General features: G+C 32.9%; 17 protein-coding genes. All 17 read left to right on the forward strand.

Annotated elements, in window-relative coordinates; genetic code table 11:
* Positions 1-346 precede the first annotated feature (346 nt).
* The 17 genes from KHA90_RS12305 (at position 347) to KHA90_RS12385 (ending at position 20112) form a co-directional block, all read left to right on the forward strand.
* Positions 347-916 (forward strand): DUF3109 family protein, encoded by a 570-nt coding sequence (locus tag KHA90_RS12305; RefSeq protein WP_213300035.1) that lies wholly within the window; start codon positions 347-349, stop codon positions 914-916.
* A 334-nt stretch (positions 917-1250) separates the two neighbouring features.
* Positions 1251-2228, forward strand: a complete 978-nt coding sequence (locus KHA90_RS12310) for a ribonucleotide-diphosphate reductase subunit beta (protein ID WP_213300038.1) — start codon at positions 1251-1253, stop codon at positions 2226-2228.
* 262 nt (positions 2229-2490) lie between these two features.
* Complete coding sequence (locus KHA90_RS12315; protein WP_213300041.1) at positions 2491-4890, forward strand: ribonucleoside-diphosphate reductase subunit alpha; 2400 nt, start codon at positions 2491-2493, stop codon at positions 4888-4890.
* A gap of 154 nt (positions 4891-5044) precedes the next feature.
* Positions 5045-5515, forward strand: coding sequence for a hypothetical protein (locus tag KHA90_RS12320; protein WP_213300044.1), 471 nt, complete (start codon positions 5045-5047; stop codon positions 5513-5515).
* Positions 5499-5885, forward strand: a complete 387-nt coding sequence (locus tag KHA90_RS12325; protein WP_213300047.1) for a hypothetical protein — start codon at positions 5499-5501, stop codon at positions 5883-5885. Before KHA90_RS12320 ends, KHA90_RS12325 begins: the two co-directional genes overlap by 17 nt.
* A 493-nt stretch (positions 5886-6378) precedes the next feature.
* Complete coding sequence (locus KHA90_RS12330) at positions 6379-7776, forward strand: DUF1800 domain-containing protein (protein WP_213300050.1); 1398 nt, start codon at positions 6379-6381, stop codon at positions 7774-7776.
* A 12-nt stretch (positions 7777-7788) separates the two neighbouring features.
* The gene (locus KHA90_RS12335; RefSeq protein ID WP_213300053.1) at positions 7789-8955 is read left to right on the forward strand and encodes a DUF1501 domain-containing protein; all 1167 of its coding nucleotides are present in this window, start codon (positions 7789-7791) and stop codon (positions 8953-8955) included.
* 110 nt (positions 8956-9065) lie between these two features.
* Entirely contained in the window at positions 9066-9413 is a 348-nt protein-coding gene (locus KHA90_RS12340) for a type II toxin-antitoxin system RelE/ParE family toxin (protein ID WP_213300056.1), read from the forward strand.
* Positions 9397-9702 carry a helix-turn-helix domain-containing protein gene (locus tag KHA90_RS12345; protein WP_213300059.1) on the forward strand — a complete coding sequence of 102 codons (306 nt, stop codon included), beginning with the start codon at positions 9397-9399 and terminating at the stop codon, positions 9700-9702. The genes KHA90_RS12340 and KHA90_RS12345 overlap by 17 nt, the downstream gene beginning before the upstream one ends.
* A 354-nt stretch (positions 9703-10056) precedes the next feature.
* Positions 10057-10884 carry a prephenate dehydratase gene (locus KHA90_RS12350; protein ID WP_213300062.1) on the forward strand — a complete coding sequence of 276 codons (828 nt, stop codon included), beginning with the start codon at positions 10057-10059 and terminating at the stop codon, positions 10882-10884.
* 151 nt (positions 10885-11035) lie between these two features.
* On the forward strand, positions 11036-12181 hold the full coding sequence (locus KHA90_RS12355) for a pyridoxal phosphate-dependent aminotransferase (protein WP_213300065.1): 1146 nt from the start codon (positions 11036-11038) through the stop codon (positions 12179-12181).
* Between the two features lie 160 nt (positions 12182-12341).
* Complete coding sequence (locus tag KHA90_RS12360) at positions 12342-13199, forward strand: prephenate dehydrogenase (RefSeq protein ID WP_213300069.1); 858 nt, start codon at positions 12342-12344, stop codon at positions 13197-13199.
* A gap of 19 nt (positions 13200-13218) precedes the next feature.
* A complete protein-coding gene (locus KHA90_RS12365) occupies positions 13219-14301 on the forward strand; it encodes a bifunctional 3-deoxy-7-phosphoheptulonate synthase/chorismate mutase type II (protein ID WP_213300071.1) in 1083 nt (360 codons plus the stop codon).
* A 269-nt stretch (positions 14302-14570) separates the two neighbouring features.
* Complete coding sequence (gene rsgA, locus KHA90_RS12370) at positions 14571-15548, forward strand: ribosome small subunit-dependent GTPase A (protein ID WP_213300074.1); 978 nt, start codon at positions 14571-14573, stop codon at positions 15546-15548.
* A 114-nt stretch (positions 15549-15662) separates the two neighbouring features.
* Positions 15663-16115, forward strand: coding sequence for a D-aminoacyl-tRNA deacylase (gene dtd / locus KHA90_RS12375; RefSeq protein WP_213300077.1), 453 nt, complete (start codon positions 15663-15665; stop codon positions 16113-16115).
* A gap of 64 nt (positions 16116-16179) precedes the next feature.
* Positions 16180-18087: a DUF3857 domain-containing protein gene (locus KHA90_RS12380; protein WP_213300080.1), complete on the forward strand. Its 1908-nt coding sequence runs from the start codon at positions 16180-16182 to the stop codon at positions 18085-18087.
* A gap of 18 nt (positions 18088-18105) precedes the next feature.
* Complete coding sequence (locus KHA90_RS12385; RefSeq protein ID WP_213300083.1) at positions 18106-20112, forward strand: transglutaminase domain-containing protein; 2007 nt, start codon at positions 18106-18108, stop codon at positions 20110-20112.
* The last annotated feature ends 1 nt before the right edge of the window (position 20113 follow it).

A 20113-nucleotide genomic window follows, 5' to 3' on the forward strand; every position in this document is an offset into this window, starting at 1 on the left:
ACACTTTTGTTATAAAAACACTGTTTTGCGGTTAAAAAAGTGTTTTTTGTAACAATTGTTGTTTTTGGTATCGAGTATCGCAATGATTTTTGTAAGCTTATGAGTTTTACCACAGAGTTGCACAAAGTTTTTCGCAGAGTTAAATTTATAAAGGATCTTTTATAGTTCACAAAGCTTTGAGATTAAACTTTGACAAAGCATAATAAAATCTTTGTGTATCTCTGTGAAAAACTTTGTGTTAGAATTATGCGGTAAAATTCAACAAATATTGCGGTAAAATTTAATCTCATTTCATCTGCTTTCTTTGTCTATCTTTGCACTTTATAAATTTCAGTACTTTATTATCATGTTTCAACTAGGAAAAACCATTATTTCAGAAGATATTCTTGAAAAAGAATTTGTGTGCAACTTGTCAGCTTGTAAAGGAGCTTGCTGTGTTGACGGAGATGCGGGCGCTCCATTAAGTGAAGAGGAAACCAGAATAATGGAAGAAATTTATCCTAAAGTAAAACCTTTTTTACGTAAAGAAGGAATTGCAGCAATCGAAGCTCAGGGAACTTGGGTAAAAGGAACTAATGGCGATCTTGAAACGCCGTTAATCGACGAGAAAGATTGTGCTTATGTTATTTTTGATGGTAAAACCGCCCTTTGCGGAATCGAGCAAGCATACAATCAAGGAATCATAGATTGGAAAAAACCGGTTTCTTGCCATTTATATCCAATTCGTGTAAAAGACTTTACAGAGTTTGCTGCGGTAAATTATGATAAATGGGATATTTGCGATGATGCGTGTTCTTTAGGAAAAGAGTTAGAAGTTCCGGTTTATAAATTTGTCAAAGAAGCGTTGATTCGTCGTTTTGGTCAGGATTGGTATTTAGAGCTTGAAAAAGTTGCAGAAGAACTTAAAAAGAAGTAAAAATTCAGCGCTTTAGTTACCGCTTTTTGAAGGCATTTTTTAACTCTAAAAATAAAGTTTTAACTCTAAAAAAACTTTTTAAAACAATTGAAAATTTCTTGCTTTTTATTTCAAAAAGTCTATATTCTACGGGGACTTTAGGTATAAATGACTATATTAAATGTCTCATTTACAAATAATTAATAATTGTCTGAAAAATATCTCATTTTCATGCGTTGTTAAAAACTATGCCGAATTGTGAATAAGTTTGGCTTTCATTTTTAGCGATAAATGACAATCTTTGTAGTCTATTGAATTAGCAAAAATTCAGTACAAAAATTAAACAAAAATTACCATGTCACAAGTCGAGCCTATATTACAAGAAAATAAAAATCGTTTCGTTATTTTTCCTATCAAACATCATGATATTTGGGAATGGTATAAGAAAATGGAGGCTAGTTTCTGGACTGCTGAAGAAATCGATTTGCACCAAGACTTGACAGACTGGAATAATAAACTGAGTGAGGATGAAAGATATTTCATTAAACACATATTAGCATTTTTTGCAGCTTCTGACGGAATCGTAAATGAAAACCTTGCTGAGAATTTTGTAAACGAAGTTCAATATGCAGAAGCGAAGTTTTTCTATGGTTTTCAAATCATGATGGAAAACATTCATAGTGAAACTTACTCTTTGTTAATTGACACTTACGTGAAAGATGAAGCAGAGAAAGCAGAATTGTTTAATGCATTAGAAGTTTTTCCTGCAATTAAGAAAAAAGCAGACTGGGCTTTAAAATGGATCGACTCTGATTCATTTGCTGAAAGACTAATTGCTTTTGCTGCAGTTGAAGGAATTTTCTTTTCAGGAGCTTTTTGTTCTATTTATTGGTTGAAAAAGCGTGGTTTAATGCCAGGTTTGACTTTCTCAAACGAATTGATTTCTCGTGACGAAGGCGTTCACTGCGACTTTGCAGTGCACTTACACAATCATCACCTGATTAATAAAGTGCCAAAAGAAAGAATTAAAGAAATTATAGTTAATGCTCTAGATATCGAAAGAGAGTTTGTTACAGAATCTCTTCCGGTAAGTTTAATAGGTATGAATGCCGTTTTAATGACGCAATACCTTGAATTTGTTGCTGACAGATTGTTAGTAGAATTAGGTTGCGAACGTGTTTATGGATCAGCGAATCCGTTTGACTTTATGGACATGATCTCACTTCAGGGAAAAACCAATTTCTTTGAAAAACGAGTTGCCGAGTATCAAAAATCAGGTGTCATGAACACGGACAGCGATGCTCAGAAAATTTCATTTGATGCAGATTTTTAGACAACAAAATATTTTAGTGTTTTCCCTAAATAAACACTGATTAAGATTAAAATTTTATAACAAAACATTTTTAGAATCTCTTTTCCCAAATCGAAGATTCAATAATTTTTAACGCATTTTCGGTTTGATTTCAAACTGGAAGAGGGTAGCTATTGAGAATGCTATAATTCTTAAAAAATAATTAAAAAACACACAATGTTTAAGTCCGAGAATTCGTTTTCCAGTGACTTTCATTTTTTCAATAAACTAAAAAAGTAAGCTTATGTATGTAGTAAAAAGAGATGGCCACAAAGAGCCGGTAATGTTTGATAAGATTACAGAAAGAATCAAAAAATTGTGTTACGGCTTAAATGAGCTTGTAGATCCTGTTAAGGTAGCCATGCGTGTTATCGAAGGATTGTATGATGGGGTTTCAACTTCTGAACTAGATAATCTTGCAGCAGAAACGGCAGCTTCTATGACTATTGCGCATCCTGATTATGCACAATTAGCAGCACGTGTGGCAATTTCGAACCTACATTCAAATACAAAAAAATCGTTTTCAGAAACGATGAAAGATATGTACTTATACGTAAATCCAAGAAATGGACAAGAAGCGCCATTACTTTCGGACGAAGTATTCAAAGTAATTCAGGAAAACTCAGAATTCTTGGATTCTCATATTATTTATACAAGAGATTTCAATTATGATTACTTTGGTTTTAAAACCTTAGAGCGTTCGTATTTGCTAAAAATAAACGGTAAAATCGTCGAAAGACCACAACATATGTTGATGCGTGTTTCGGTTGGTATTCACCTTGACGATTTAAAATCAGTTATTGAAACTTACGATTTAATGTCTAAAAAGTTCTTTACGCATGCAACACCAACGTTGTTTAATGCCGGAACTCCAAAACCACAAATGTCTTCTTGTTTCCTTTTGGCAATGCAGGATGATAGTATCGATGGTATTTATGACACATTAAAACAAACGGCTAAAATCTCGCAATCAGCGGGAGGAATTGGTCTTTCTATTCATAACGTTCGTGCAACAGGATCTTACATCCGTGGTACAAACGGAACTTCAAACGGAATCGTGCCAATGTTGAGAGTATTCAACGATACGGCTCGTTACGTAGACCAAGGTGGTGGAAAACGTAAAGGAAGTTTTGCGATTTATATCGAAACATGGCATGCTGATATCTTTGATTTCTTAGATTTAAAGAAAAATACAGGAAAAGAAGAAATGCGTGCAAGAGATTTATTCTTCGCCATGTGGACTTCAGATTTATTCATGAAACGCGTACAGGAAGATGCGTCCTGGACTTTAATGTGTCCTAACGAATGTCCTGGATTATACGATGTTTACGGAGAAGAATTCGAAACGATGTATTTGGATTATGAATTTAGAGGTAAAGGTAGAAAAACGATTCGTGCACGTGAATTATGGGAGAAAATCCTTGAATCACAAATCGAAACCGGAACTCCTTACATGTTGTACAAAGATGCAGCAAACCGTAAATCGAACCACAAGAATTTAGGAACAATTCGTTCGTCAAACTTGTGTACGGAGATTATGGAGTACACGTCTAAAGATGAAATCGCGGTTTGTAACTTAGCTTCAATTTCGTTACCAATGTTCATTGAAAACGGAAAATTCGATCACCAGGCACTTTACAACGTTACAAAACGTGTGACTCGTAACCTGAACAAAGTAATTGACAGAAACTACTATCCGGTAAAAGAAGCTGAAAACTCTAACTTGCGTCACCGTCCGGTAGGATTAGGAGTTCAAGGTTTAGCAGATGCTTTTATCATGTTGCGTATGCCGTTTACAAGTGATGAGGCAAAAGTACTGAACCAGGAAATTTTCGAAACATTATACTTCGCAGCTGTAACCGCTTCTATGGAAATGGCGAAAGAAGAAGGTCCATATTCTACATTTGCAGGTTCTCCAATGTCAAAAGGAGAATTTCAATACAATATGTGGGGAATGAAAGATGAAGAATTATCAGGACGTTGGGACTGGGCTTCATTAAGAAAGGAAGTAGTAGAGCACGGAGTTCGTAACTCATTATTAGTTGCGCCAATGCCAACTGCTTCGACTTCACAAATTTTAGGAAACAACGAAGCTTTCGAACCATATACATCAAACATTTACACACGTCGTGTATTGTCTGGAGAATTTATCGTAGTAAACAAACATTTACTTCACGATTTAGTAGACAGAGGTTTGTGGAACGAAACGTTGAAACAAGAAATCATGCGTCATAACGGATCAGTTCAAAATATTGATGTTATTCCGCAAGACCTGAAAGAATTATACAAAACAGTTTGGGAAATGTCGATGAAAGACATTATCGATATGTCACGTCAAAGAGGTTATTTCATTGACCAATCGCAATCGTTGAACTTGTTCATGCAAGATGCAAACTATTCTAAACTTACGTCAATGCACTTTTACGCTTGGCAATCAGGTTTAAAAACAGGAATGTATTACCTAAGAACAAAATCTGCGGTTGATGCGATTAAATTCACATTAAACAACGATAAAAAAGAAGAAGATGCTCCGGCAGCAGTTTTAGTTCCGGAAACAGAGGCAATCAGTGTAGAGGATTACAAAGCAATGTTGCTAAAAGCACAAGCCGGAGATCCTGAAGATTGTGAAATGTGTGGATCTTAAATTTTTTAGAAAAAAGAAGATAGAATAAAGAGGAAAGATTTTATTCTTAATAAATACGGAGCAGTTATTATAGTGATAACTGCTTTTTTTTATGCGTTATTTTAACGTAAAGACTGATGAAAAATAATTGTTAATAGGAGATAATAAGATATATATGAGAATATTTAAATCTGAAAGATTAGATGATAGAGAGAAAGGATTGGAGATTATTGCCAAACTTAAAAAAGAAAACGATAAAACTTTGATTATTCACTACAGCTGTGAATCTTTTTTTAATCTTGAGGGGAGAACTCCGAGAGTTACTTCAATTTGTATAAAAAATAGAGGAAACAATTCAACTAAAACATTTTCGATTCACTTACAGGCTCAATTTCATAAAAAAGAATTGTGTTGTATATCTGATGATGAAAATAACTATTTAGAAAAACAGATGCTAAAAGAATTTTTTGATTTTCTAAAAAAACACCAAACATATAATTGGGTTCATTGGAATATGAGAAACTCAAGTTATGGTTTTGAAGCGATAGCAAATAGGTTTAGAATACTTGGAGGCACAGTTAAAGAAATTGAAGATCAATTTAAGTTTGATTTACCTAGAAATTTTAAGTTTGATTTATACACATGATTTTGAAAATCATGGACCGGTTCCAAAAAAGGGGCAACTTTTAAATTTAGCGTTGCGAAATAAAGTTTCGCTAAGAGACGCATTAGAAGGTAAAGAAGAGGCAGAGTCATTTGACAATAGAAACTATTTAAAATTGCATATGTCAACTTGCAGAAAGGTTGATGTAATTAGTGAGATTTTGACACTTGAAGAAAAAAGTAAGCTCAAAGTTAAAATTAATGCGCTTAAAATCTATGGGTTAACGCCAGCGGGTTTTTTTGAGATTATAAAAAATAATTGGTTTCTAGTTGCTATATATAGTTTTATTCTTTTTGTTGCAGGTATAGTAATAGAAGCAAAAATTCAAATTTTATTAGGAATTAAAAATTAAAAATGATATTAAGAGAGTTTATTATTTTTAAGCTAATAAAAAGGAATTAGCAGATTTCTGCGTAATTATATTATTCGGGGATCAAAAAAATAAAGTGTTGTTAAGCTAATTCATTATAATGTAATTCCATTGACAATGACCATTTTGTTAATACCAACAAAATGGTCATTGTCAATTTTTTAATGAAATAATGATGGATGATTAAGATATAATATCATTTGATTATTATGTCTTTGAATTTTTGTTTTTTATGTTATTTTTTCCTTGTTTTAAGTTTTAACTTATATTGGTGATAAAATAATGAAAATTGCTTTGCTAATTTATTGTCTCGGATTCTTATTGCCAGGGATTCGCAATATCCCCAAAAAAAAACCGTTTAAATTAGTACCAAAGATTTTTAAAACTCAGCACCTTAGTAACTAAGAAACTCAGCACCTTCTCTTTAAACCTTTAAGAGAAAGTCGAGTCTTATTTCTAAACAAATTCCTGCGTTATGAAAAAAAGTAATCTTTGGTCGTTACGGTTGGGTTTTTCCGGAAAAGAATCCGATAAAATTGAGAAACTAGGATTAGAAAAATTTCTAAAGCATTCCTATGATTCAAAATTCGACACACAACTTCCTGCTTTTTTAAATGACAATCCCAAAACATTAATCGAACTCAAAGAGCTGCGTGAATCTATAAAAGCGGCAGATTCAGAAGAGAAGAAAAAAATCCAAAAAAAAGAAATCTACTCCGCAATTGAACTTAAAAAATGGTGGATTTCAAAAATGCGAAACGATGAATTTCCGTTACGCGAAAACATGGTGTGTTTTTGGCACAATCATTTCGTTTCTACTACTCAAAAAGTAAAAGTCAATTATTGGATTTATCAGCACAATATGATTCTGCGAGAACATGCTTTTGGAAACTTCAAAGAACTCACGAAGCAAATTGTGAAATCGAACGCAATGGTCAAATACCTGGATAATGTCGACAATAAAAAAGGCAAATACAACGAAAATCTAAGTCGGGAATTACTAGAATTATTCACGATTGGAATTGGAAATTATACAGAAAGCGACATCAAAAACGGCGCAAGAGCTTTGTCAGGATTAAATTACGGAGATGACGGCGCAGTTTATAGAAAATTTGCAGAAGATAATAGCGATAAAACTTATTTCGGCAAAACCGGAAATTTAAAAGCTGATGACCTTGTAGATATTATTTTCGAACAAAAAGAAATTCCATATTTAATTACCCGAAAAATCCTCAAATGGTTTATTTATGATAATCCGTCCGAAGAGTTAGTGAAATATTATGGAGATTATTTCAGAAAAGTAAAGTTTGAAATAGAGCCATTATTAACTAAAATTTTTACCGAAGAGTATAAGAAAGAGACTTCGGGAACTAAAATAAAAGATCCGTTAGTTTATATTCTACAGCTCTTAGAAGAATTGCATATCGATGATCTTGATGATGGTATGGTTATGTTTTTCCTGAAGCAACAAGGAATGGATTTGTACAATCAGGTCAATGTAAAGGGCTGGGATGGCGGAAATTCGTGGCTGACTTCACAAATCTATTTGCAACGTAACAATACCTCAGATTTGCTTTGCAGCGGAAGAAGTATAACAAGAAAAGTATTGAATACAATGACCTCCGAAACTGAAAAACCAAAATCGGAATTGGAGAAAATTGACGTAAAAATAGATTTTGATTCCAACGGAAATAATAAAACCGTTATTGCTGAATTGTCGAACAGGTTATTATTCAAAGTAAATGATTCGATACAAAAAGACATGGAGAATTTGCTGAAATACGATTTTGATCCGAAAGAGGAACACGCCAATTTTGCCGTAATACGACTCTTTGATTACATCACAAAACTACCCGAATATCAATTAATTTAGAAAGCTACAGCTATGAACAGAAGGAATTTTCTAACGCTTACAGGAACTTTTACAGGCGGAATGCTTGTACTTCCTGATTTTTTACACGCTTTTGGTACACAAAACAATTTGGTAATCGGGGAGCAGTGTATTGTATTTGTTCAACTGAATGGAGGAAACGACGGATTGAATACTTTTATTCCGTATGATAATCCGTTATATTATGATTTAAGAACCAAAATCGCATTGAATAAAGATTCAGTTGTGGGAAAAAATAAAGGAATGGCATTTCATCCTTCATTAAAAGATTTTGCCCAAATGCAGCAAAACGGAGATTTAACCGTAATTCAGAATGTGGGATATCCGGAACCTATTCGTTCTCATTTTCGCAGTCAGGAAATTTGGCAGACCGCAACAGATTCTAATAAATATATAAACGAAGGCTGGCTAGGAAGATATTTAGATTTACAATGCAACGGACATCAGGCAACGGCGGGAATAAATCTGGATTCGATCGATAATTTAGCTTTAAAAGGAATGGAACCCAATTCGATTACCGTAAAAGATCCAAACAGATTTAAGGTAAAATTAGATAAAGAAGAAAATGTAACGTTATCCGATAATCCTCAATTGGATTTTGTTCGAAAAATTGCTAATTCCGTTACCGAGGGTTCGGATGAAATTCAGAAAGCTTTAGCTAAATCCAAATCAGAAATCAGTTATCCTAAAACCGATTTGTCTAAAAACCTTGAATGGATTGGCCGATTGATCAAAGGAAATCTGAATTCAAAAGTATATTATACGTCGCTTGGCGGATTTGACACACATGACAATCAACTCGCGATTCATGAGAAAAAATTAACGGATTTGAATGATGCGTTATTTAGTTTTTATCAGGATTTAAAACAAGCACAATTACTTCAGAACGTTACAATTGTTGTATTCTCAGAATTTGGTCGACGAGTAAAAGACAACGGAAACGGAACCGATCACGGAACTGCTGCGCCAATGTTTATTATTGGAGGAAATAATAAAGGAACAATTTTAGGAAATAATCCGGATTTGGCGAATTTAGACAACGGTGATTTAAAATATGAAATTGATTTTAGAAGCGTATATGCTTCATTGTTACAGAAAAAGATGAATTTTGATTATACAAAAATTGGGATTAAGAATCAGCCGGTTTCGGGATTATTTTGAATAAAGAAAAATAAAACACTATAACATGTGGCTTTTTTCGTATAATTGTTGTTTGAGAGTTGAATCACAGATAAATATGTTTCACTTTAGAACAACTTTTATATATTTGCATGAATGATAATTTAAAGTTTAGATCTGTTTTTCTTTTTAAAGATTATTTTCGAAAATTCTACGAGAAACAACAAGATAAAGTTAAGCAGAAAATACTTTGGACAATAAGATTAGTTGAATATGTCGATAGAGTTCCAGTAACATATTTGAAATATATCGAAAATACAGATGGACTTTTTGAAATGAGAATTCAAGTGGGAACTGATATTTTTAGGATTTTTTGTTTTTTTGATAAAGAGAAATTAGTTGTTCTTACTAATGGCTTTCAAAAGAAAACTCAAAAAACACCAAAAAAAGAAATTGAAAAAGCATTAAAAATAAAAAAGGAATATGAAAGCGAAAAATAAAAACTTATCAAGCCTCGATGAATTTATTGAAATTGAATACGGTAAAATTGGGACATTAAAACGTGACGAATTTGAAGCAGGTTTTGAAAGTTTTAAGATTGGAGCGATGATACATGAAGCAAGGCTTCAAAAAGGAATGACTCAGGAAGAACTTGCGGTAAAAGCAGGTACAACAAAATCATATATTTCTAAGATTGAAAATAATGTAAAAGAAGCTCGATTTTCTACATTACAAAAAATAGTAGAACTTGGTTTAGGAGGACATTTAGAGATGTCAATTAAATTTTAAGATACAAAATTTTTATATCCTAATAAATGGAAAGCTCAAAATCAATTACCTAAATCACATTTTAAGACTGATTTATTATAATATCCTACAAAACCAATAGATTTTGTTAAGAAATCCTTTTTTGTTTCATAAAATGCAATATTTTTTTTGGTGCGGTGAAAATAATTTATACATTCGCAGAGAATTTATTGAAAAACACAAACAAAATGTCTAATAACCGTTTTTATTTTAGCAACTCTTTTTATTTCTTCTTTAGTAGAAGTGAGGATTGTGCTATGGTTATTTGAGAAAATTAAAACGACAAATAAAACTAATATACAATCCTGATGAAAATCAGGATTTTTTTTTGAATATATGACAACTAAAATTGCAATACAAGGTATAAAAGGTTCTTTTCATCATCAGGTAGTGAAGGAGTATTACTCTGAAAATGTGGAAATTGATGAGTGTTTGTCTTTCGAAGAATTGGTTGATAGTCTTCTTTCAGGAAAATCTGATCAGGCGGTTATGGCGATAGAAAATTCGATTGCAGGGCCAATTATTCCGAATTACGCTTTGATTGACAAGAATAATTTGCACATTATTGGCGAGCATTATTTGAGTATTCACCAAAATTTAATGGCGCTTAAAGGTCAGGAAATTGAGGATATAAAAGAAGTTCATTCGCACCCAATGGCAATTTTGCAATGTATGGATTTCTTAAAACAATATCCTAACATTAAGTTGGTGGAAGATAAAGATACTGCCGAAACTGCAAGAAGAATTCAGGAAAAACAATTAACCGGAATTGCAGCAATTGCAAGTAAAACGGCTTCGGAAATGTATGATTTGGAAATTCTGGCGCCGGAAATTCAGACAATCAAAAACAACATGACCCGTTTTGTGATTATTAAAAAACAGAATTCATTTCTGCCTGAAAACGAAATCAACAGAGCGTCTATCAAATTTGAGTTAGATCACAAAAGAGGAAGTTTAGCAGCGGTTTTGAATGTAATGAGTGATTGCAAGTTGAATTTAACAAAGATTCAATCGCTTCCAAAAATTGAAACACCCTGGAAATATTCGTTTTTCGTAGATGTGACATTTGAGAAATACGAAGATTTTGCAAAAGCCAAATCTTTACTAAATATAATGGCAGAATATTTAAAGGTATTGGGAGAATATAAAAACACAAAACCATAAAAAAGGAAATTCCAATTTTTTGAAATTCCAAATTCCAATCCCGAGGCTTCGGGAGAAGCCAGTAAGTCGGTGAGACGAAAGTCATAAAGTCAAAAAAAGAGCATACAGCTTATGGCCTAAAGCCTAAAGCATTTTTAATAAAAAAATAAAAATGATTACAACAGCAAAAAGATTAGATACAGTTGAAGAATACTACTTTTCATCAAAATTGAGAGAAGTTCGTCAACTGCAGTCTGAGGGAAAATCTATCATTAATATGGGAATTGGAAGCCCTGATTTGAGTCCGTCGAAAGCAGTAATTGAGGCAGTCGCTGCAGCAATTCAAGATGAAAACGGGCATGGTTATCAGAGCTATCAAGGATTACCGGAATTGAGAAAAGGTATGGCAGATTTTTATCAGAATCAGTTTGGTGTTGCGTTGAATCCTAATAATGAGATTTTGCCTTTGATGGGTTCGAAAGAAGGAATTATGCACATTTCGTTAGCATTTTTGAATGAAGGCGATCACGTTTTAATTCCAAATCCAGGTTATCCAACGTATACTTCGGTAACCAATTTGGTTGGAGCAGTTCCGGTTTATTATGATCTGAAAGAAGCAAATGCCTGGGAACCGGATTTTGAATCTCTGGAAAAATTAGATCTGAAGAAAGTAAAAATTATGTGGCTGGGATATCCGCATATGCCAACAGGAGCTAGAGGAAGTTTAGCGTTATTTGAAAAATTGGTTGCTTTTGCTAAAAAACATAGCATATTATTGGTTAACGATAATCCGTATAGTTTTGTTTTGAATGATAACCCAATGAGTTTATTGCAGGTTGAAGGAGCAAAAGATGTGGCTCTGGAATTGAATTCATTGAGTAAAACGTTCAACATGGCAGGCTGGAGAGTTGGAATGGTTTTAGGAAATCCTGAAATTATCGATGCGGTCCTAAAAGTAAAAAGCAACATGGACAGCGGAATGTTCTACGGAATTCAAAAAGGTGCAATCGCAGCATTGAATTGTGATAAATCATGGTTCGAAGATCAGAACAAAATTTACAGACGCCGAAGAGAATTAACAGAAAAATTAGCAGAAAAATTAGGCTGTAAAGTTTATAAAGAAGGAGTTGGACTTTTTGTTTGGGCAAAATTACCGGAAGGAATCGAATCATCAGAAAAGTTCATTGACGAAATATTATACGAGAAACATATTTTTATCACCCCGGGAACAATCTTCGGAAGTAATGGTGAAGGATATATCAGATTCTCGTTGTGTGTAAAAGAAGAAAAAGTACAAGAAGCGATAGATAGATTTTAGAGGCAAGAAGCAAGAGTAAAGAATAAAGAGCAAAGAATCAGGATTTTAGTTTTTTTTGCATAGTTTGTCAGGCTGAGCGAAGTCGAAGCCCATTCCAATTGGAATTTGGATTTTAAAATTTGGAATTTATAAAGAAGCTTAGCTTCTAATAAAAATAAATATGAAAGTATACGTAATAGGAATAGGGTTAATAGGCGGTTCGATGGTGCTGGACATCAAAGACGAACATCCTGATGCCACTATTTTTGGAATAGATAATAACGAAAAACACTTGCAGGAAGCAATTGATTTAGGCGTTATTGATCAGGCAGGAAGCTTTGAAGAATTGGCTGATGCTGATTTTGTAATTGTTTCGGTTCCTGTGGATGTGGCGCTGGTGGTTTTGCCTAAAGTGTTGGATTTAGTTGGAGATAAAACGATTGTTTTTGAAGTAGGTTCGACTAAAAAACCAATTTGTGATGCTGTAGCCAGTCACCCAAAAAGAAGAAACTTTATCGCCACGCATCCGATAGCAGGAACTGAGTTTTCAGGACCTTCGGCAGCGATAAGAGGTTTGTTTAAAGGAAAGACAAACATCATTTGTGAGGTGGAAAAAACCACTTTTAAATTGCAGGAAAAGGCTTTAAAGCTTTTTAGCGAAATTGGAATGAGGATTCGATATATGGACCCAACTTCGCACGACAAACACATCGCTTACGTTTCGCATTTGTCGCACATTAGTTCGTTTATGCTTGGGAAAACGGTAATGAACAAGGAAAAAGACGAACAGGATATTTTTGATATGGCGGGAAGTGGATTTGAAAGTACGGTACGTTTAGCAAAAAGTTCTCCAGCAATGTGGACACCGATTTTTAAGCAAAACAAAGAACATGTCATTGAAACATTAGAAGAATACATTTCAAACCTGAGTCGGTTTAGGGATTTGTTGAAAGAAGAGAATTACGACGCCATTTTTGAAGAAATGGAAAGCACAAATAAGATCAAGGAAATATTAAACGGATTAACAATTAAAAAATAAAAATAAACTAAAAATTAAGATGGAAAATAAGAAAGAAATGAGAAAGTGGTTAGATGATTTCAATTTAAATCACCCACTTGTGATAGCTGGACCATGTAGTGCAGAAACGGAAGATCAAGTATTGAAAATTGCTCATGAATTAAAAGATTCAAAAGTTAGTGTATTCAGAGCTGGAATCTGGAAACCAAGAACGCGTCCGGGAGGATTTGAAGGTGTTGGAGAAATTGGTTTAAAATGGTTGCAAAAAGCTAAAAAAGAAACTGGTTTATTGATGGGTACTGAAGTTGCAACTGCGGCTCATTGTAAACTGGCTTTAGAACATGATATCGACGTTTTATGGGTTGGTGCACGTACAACTGCGAATCCATTCGCTGTTCAGGAAATTGCGGATACATTGAAAGGAACTGATAAAATCGTTTTGGTTAAAAACCCAGTAAACCCAGATTTAGCTTTATGGTTAGGTGGTGTTGAGCGTTTACACATGGCTGGAATTGAGAAATTGGGAGTTATTCACAGAGGTTTCTCTACTTACGAAAAAACAAAATACAGAAATATTCCAGAATGGCAAATTGCTATCGAATTGCAAAATAAATTCCCTGATTTACCATTAATCATCGATCCATCTCACATTACAGGAGATCGTAAAATGATTTTCGAAGTAACACAAGAGGCTTTAGATTTGAATTACGATGGTATGATTATCGAGACGCACTACGATCCGGACAATGCTTGGTCTGATGCTGCTCAACAAGTTACTCCAGACGCTTTGAAACAAATCATTAAAGATTTGACGATCAGAAAAACGGATGATACTACAGATCAATACACTCAAAAAATGACTAAATTAAGAGCTAACATCGACGTTCTTGATGCTAACTTATTAGAATTGTTAGGGAAACGTATGAAAGTGGCTGACGAAATTGGTCAGGTGAAAAAAGATGCAAACGTAGCGGTTCTTCAAAACAATCGTTGGAACGAAATTTTAGGAAAAATGATCCTTGAAGGGGAGAAAAAAGGTCTTACTGAAGAGTTTGTTTTGAAAATGTTCAAAGCAATTCACCAGGAAAGTATTGGTCACCAGGAAAAGGTAATCAACGCATAATTGAATTTTTAAACCATATAAGTGATATAAGTTAATTTAAGTTTAGGCTATTGAACATATTAATTTTTCTTATATCAGTTGTGAAATATTCGTATAAAAATCTCCGTTCTTCGAAAGAAGTTTGGAGATTTTTTTGTTAGAGATAGTATTTGGATTTATGCCTGCTTATATTCGCTTACATTACTTAAATGGTTAAAATTATTAATTTATCTTTGCAAAGATTTAGTTTTCAAATCTGAAATCTAAAATCAACAATCTAAAATTAAAGAATGACAGGACTCGTATATAAATCTACAGGAAGTTGGTACACGGTAAAATCTGAAAAAGGTGATTTTATAGAATGCCGTATGAAAGGGAAGTTTAGGATGAAAGGTATTAAAAGTACGAATCCTATTGCTGTAGGTGATATTGTTGATTATGAACTCGAAGAAACTTCAGATACTTTAACCGGAACCATTTTTAATATTCACGAAAGAAAAAATTACATCGTTCGTAAATCGGTTAATTTATCGCATCAAATGCACATTATTGCGTCAAATATTGATCGCGTATTTTTGTTGATTACGATTAATAATCCGCCAACAACTTTCAACTTTATAGACCGTTTTTTGGTAACTGCCGAAGCGTATAATATTGAAACGATTCTGGTTTTTAATAAAATTGATACTTTTGATGAACCTACTCTTGATGATCAATTGTATATGCAGTATGTATATCAGCAAATTGGTTACAAATGTCTTCGTGTTTCTTCAACCGAAATGAAAGGAATTGATGAGCTAAAAGAAATGATGATTGGTAAAGTAAGTATGTTTTCCGGACATTCAGGTGTTGGAAAATCAACTTTGGTAAATGCCATGGAACCTTCATTACATCTTAAAACCAAAACCATTTCTGAAGCTAGTAAACAAGGTCAGCACACGACGACTTTTGCCGAAATGTATGATTTGTCTTTTGATGCAAAAATTATCGATACACCGGGAATTAAAGGTTTCGGAATTGTTGATATGGAGAAAGAAGAAATCAGCGGTTATTTTCCTGAATTCTTTAAATTAAAAGATCAATGTAAGTTTAACAACTGCTTGCATAAAGAAGAACCTCATTGTGCCATTAAAGCAGCTTTAGAAAGAGACGAGATCGCTTGGTCACGTTATAATAGTTACTTAAAAATCCTTGAAGGTGACGATGAAAATTATCGTACAGATAATTATGATGGAGATCGAAAAGCAAGTGATGAACTGAGAAAGTAATTGAATAATTGTTGATTACAAAGCTTGCCTGATCAAATTTAATTGCCAGAATAATTTCGCAAACAATAATCGTCAGAATAATTAACAATTTACAATTCATAATTAACCATTAACATGAAAGTAGTTCTTCAAAGAGTTTCGGAAGCATCAGTAACAATTGATAATCAAAAAGTTGCTGATATCCAAAAAGGTTTATTGATTTTGGTTGGAATTGAAGATCTCGATACTCACGAAGATATTGATTGGTTAGTTGGAAAAATCATCAAAATGAGAATTTTTGGTGATGAAAACGACGTTATGAATTGTTCTGTTCAGGATATTGATGGCGATATTATTGTAGTAAGTCAATTTACACTTCATGCTTCTACAAAAAAAGGAAATCGTCCTTCGTACATAAAAGCTTCAAAACCGGAATTAGCAATCCCAATGTATGAGAATTTTGTTAAGTCTTTGGAAAAGGAATTCGGTAAGAAAATTCAAACCGGAATTTTTGGTGCAGATATGAAAGTTAATCTCTTGAATGATGGACCCGTAACAATCTTGATGGACAGTAAAAACAGGGATTAAAATTTTATTAGACAAATGTTAAGAATTTCTAAAAATAATATATATTTGACGAAATTACTTACTAATGAAAAAGCATTTTTTTGCTCTCTTTTTTTTCCTTATTACCCTTATTTCTTCTGCTCAAAAGAGCGAATTGGCCGTAACTGCAATTGCGGATAGTCTTAAAGAAAATGCAAATTCCATAGTTCGTTTTGATCAGACTGATATTTCAATTTTATCACAACGAAGCCTGAATACTAAAAATCATCGCGTTGTCACGGTTTTAAACGAAAAAGGTTTTGATGCCACTCAAGCATATGAGTATTATGATAAATCAACATCGGTTAAAAATATCGAAGCCATTGTTTATGATGCTTTTGGAAAAGAAATTAAAAGAATCAAAAGAAAGGATTTTAAAGATCAAAGTGTTGTTGGCGGAAGTACGCTTTTCTCTGATAGCCGAATTATTTATTTAGATTATACTGCAATTTCATATCCATTTACCGTTGAATTTACTAGCGAAGTACAAACGTCATCAACTGCTTTTCTTCCTAATTGGATGCCTTTAAGAGGATTCAATACAAGTATTGAGAAATCTGTTTTAAATCTTATTTATCCATCTGATTTAGGTTTTAAAAAGAAGGAATTTCAATTTTCAGGATTTAATATTAAAAAAGGATTAGATACAAATACACAACTTTCATATGTTGCTACCAATATTTTAGCACAAAAAAAAGAAGATTACAGTCCGTCATATAAAGATCTTTTTCCTAAAGTAATGATGGGTTTAGAACGTTTCCATCTTGAAGGTGTTGATGGTAAGGCTACAAATTGGATTGACTTTGGAAAATGGTATTCGGAAAAAATATTAGCAGGAACTACAGATTTATCAGAAGAAACCAAAACAAAAATCAAAGCTGTTGTAGGAGATGAAAAAGATCCTGTCAAAAAAGCAAAATTAGTCTACGACTTTGTACAAAAAAAATCCCGGTATGTCAGCATTCAGGTTGGTATTGGCGGTTGGAAACCCATGTTAGCCACAGATGTTGATCGTTTAGGATATGGCGATTGTAAAGCACTAACAAATTATACAAAAGCACTTTTGCAAGTTGTAGATGTTCCATCATACAATACAGTTTTATATGGTGATAGTTATAAAACGAACATCGAATCTGATTTTGTGTCAATGCAGGGAAATCACATGATTTTATCTATCCCAAATGGAAATCATTATATGTGGTTGGAATGTACAAGTCAGGACGATCCTTTTGGGTATCAGGGAACTTTTACAGATGATCGTGATGTTTTGATTATTAAACCAGAAGGCGGAGAAATTGTGAGAACTAAATTATATGAAGATCGCGGAAATACGCAACAAGATAAAGGAACGTATACAATAGATGAAAATGGTCATTTTTCAGGTGCTGTTTCCATAATATCCGAAGGCTCTCAATATACTTCAAAAGCGAGAATTGAAAATTTACAACCCACAGAAAAGGAATCGCATTACAAAGAATATTGGGATAATATCAATAATCTTAAATTAGGAAAAATTGCCTTTACTAACAATAAGGAAGATATTCGTTTTACTGAGGATATTCAGCTAAATGCAATTAATTATGCAACAATTTCAGCCAATAAAATGATTTTTACCGTTGATGCTTTCAATCAGAGTTCGGCTAATGTAAAAAGAATCCGAAATAGAAAAAGTCCATTTCAGATTCAGCGTGGTTATTTAGATTCGGATGAAATCGAAATTAATTTACCAACGGGATTTACAATAGAATTTTTGCCTGCAAATTTTGAATTGAAAGGAAAATTCGGAGAATATAAAACCGAAATAATCAAAAAAGAAAATAATAAACTGACTTATAAACGCTCCATAATGGTAAATAAAGGAAAATATTCTAATAAGGAATATGATGAATATCGCCTTTTTATGGAGCAGGTTTCAAGAAACGATAATGCCAAAATTATTTTAACCAAAAACTAATTTAACCAAAACGAACCAATGAAATTTATTAAACTTTTAAGTCTGTCAATACTGTTACTTTTTCTCTCAAAAGTTACTGCTCAGGAATTTAAGTTAGGAAAAGTATCTATTGCGGAATTAGAGCAAAAAGTACATCCTAAAGATTCATCGGCTGCAGCTGCAATTTTGTACAAAAAAGGAAAAACCAGAATAGAATATGATGTAAATGATGGTTTTGTCACCATAACAGAAGTCCAAACCAGAATTAAGATTTATAAAAAAGAAGGTTATAACTGGGCAAATCAAAACGTCTGGTATTATAATGCGAATGGTATTAAAGAGAAAGTAAGTTTTTCTGACGCTGTTACTTATAATTTGGTAAATGGTAAAATTGAAAAAACGAAATTAAAGAGCGACGGTTCTTTTGATGAAATCATAAATAAATATAGAGGGCAAAAAAAAATAACAATGCCTAATGTTAAAGAAGGATCTGTTATTGAATTTAGTTATATGGTTAGAAGTCCCAGCGATCGCATGATTAGAGAGTGGGATTTTCAAACGAGTATTCCGGTAAATTATTCACAGTTTATAACATTTGTTCCGGAGTATTACGTTTTTAATTCCAGACAAAAAGGTTATGTTTTTCCTAAAGTTAGTACAGAGCAATATCCTAAATCTATTCTTCTCACAAGTAAAGAAAGATCATTAGGAAATAACACATCGTTTTCGACAGATAAGTTGGATTATATGGAAACTCAAACTACTTATTTGGCTATCGATTTTCCTGCTATAAAAGATGAAGATTATATCAATAATATTGACAATTATACTTCAAGTGTCCAACATGAATTGTCGATGGTTAAATCTCCTAATCAACCTGTAAGGTCGTATTCTACAGATTGGAATTCAGTTGTAAAAACAATTTACGAATATGATGACTTTGGTCCAGAATTAAACAAAACAGGTTACTTTGAAGAAGATTTAAAAAAATTACTTGTAGGTAAAAATACAAATGAAGAAAAAATACTTGCCATTTTAGATCATGTAAAAACAAATGTAAAATGGAATGACTACACAGGATATAGCTGTGATAATGGCGTTAAAAAAGCTTATAAAGAAAAAACAGGAAATGTTGCAGACATTAATTTAATGCTAACGGCAATGTTGCGTTATGCGGGTTTAACGGCAAATCCGGTTTTAGTAAGCACGCGCTCTAACGGAATTGCAATTTTCCCGAACAGAACTGCTTTTAATTATGTAATTGCGGCTGTTGAAACTCCAAACGGGAATATTTTATTAGATGCTTCAGATAAGTTTTCGACTCCAAATGTTTTGCCTTTAAGAGCTTTAAACTGGTCAGGAAGATTGATTAGAAAAGACGGAAGCTCTGAAGAAGTGGACCTGATGCCTAAAAATGCCTCAAACGATATTGTTTTTATGAATTACAGTATTGATCCGGAAGGTAAAGTTACGGGAAAAACAAGAAGGCAATGTACAGATTATAATGCATTAATTACCAGAGGTAATATTTATGGAGTTAAAGAAGAAGAATATTTAGAAAAACTCGAAAACCAAAATAGCAAAATCGAAATAAGCGATTATGCCAGAGCAAATGAAAAAGAATTGTTGCTGCCTACGATAGAAACATATTCGTTTACAGGAAATAATTTATGTGAGATAATAGGCGGGAAAATATATGTAAGTCCGATGTTGTTCTTTACAAATGTAAAAAATCCTTTTAAACAGGAAGTGAGAGAATATCCGGTTGATTTTGGATTTCCTTTTACAGATAAATACAATATAACGCTTCAGATTCCTGAAGGATTTATGGTTGAAACATTGCCACAGTCGGCAGTTGTCAATATGCAGGATAATTTAGGTGTGTTTAAATTTAATATAGGTACAAATGGTAATTTATTACAACTAAATGTTCAGCATCAAATTAATGAAGCAATATTTTCTACAGAGCAATATGAAATGCTTAAAGAATACTATAAAAGTATGATTGCAAAAGAAACTGAGAAAATTGTTTTAAAAAGAATATAAT

It is taken from the genome of Flavobacterium psychroterrae, assembly GCF_018380615.1.
GTDB lineage: Bacteria > Bacteroidota > Bacteroidia > Flavobacteriales > Flavobacteriaceae > Flavobacterium > Flavobacterium psychroterrae.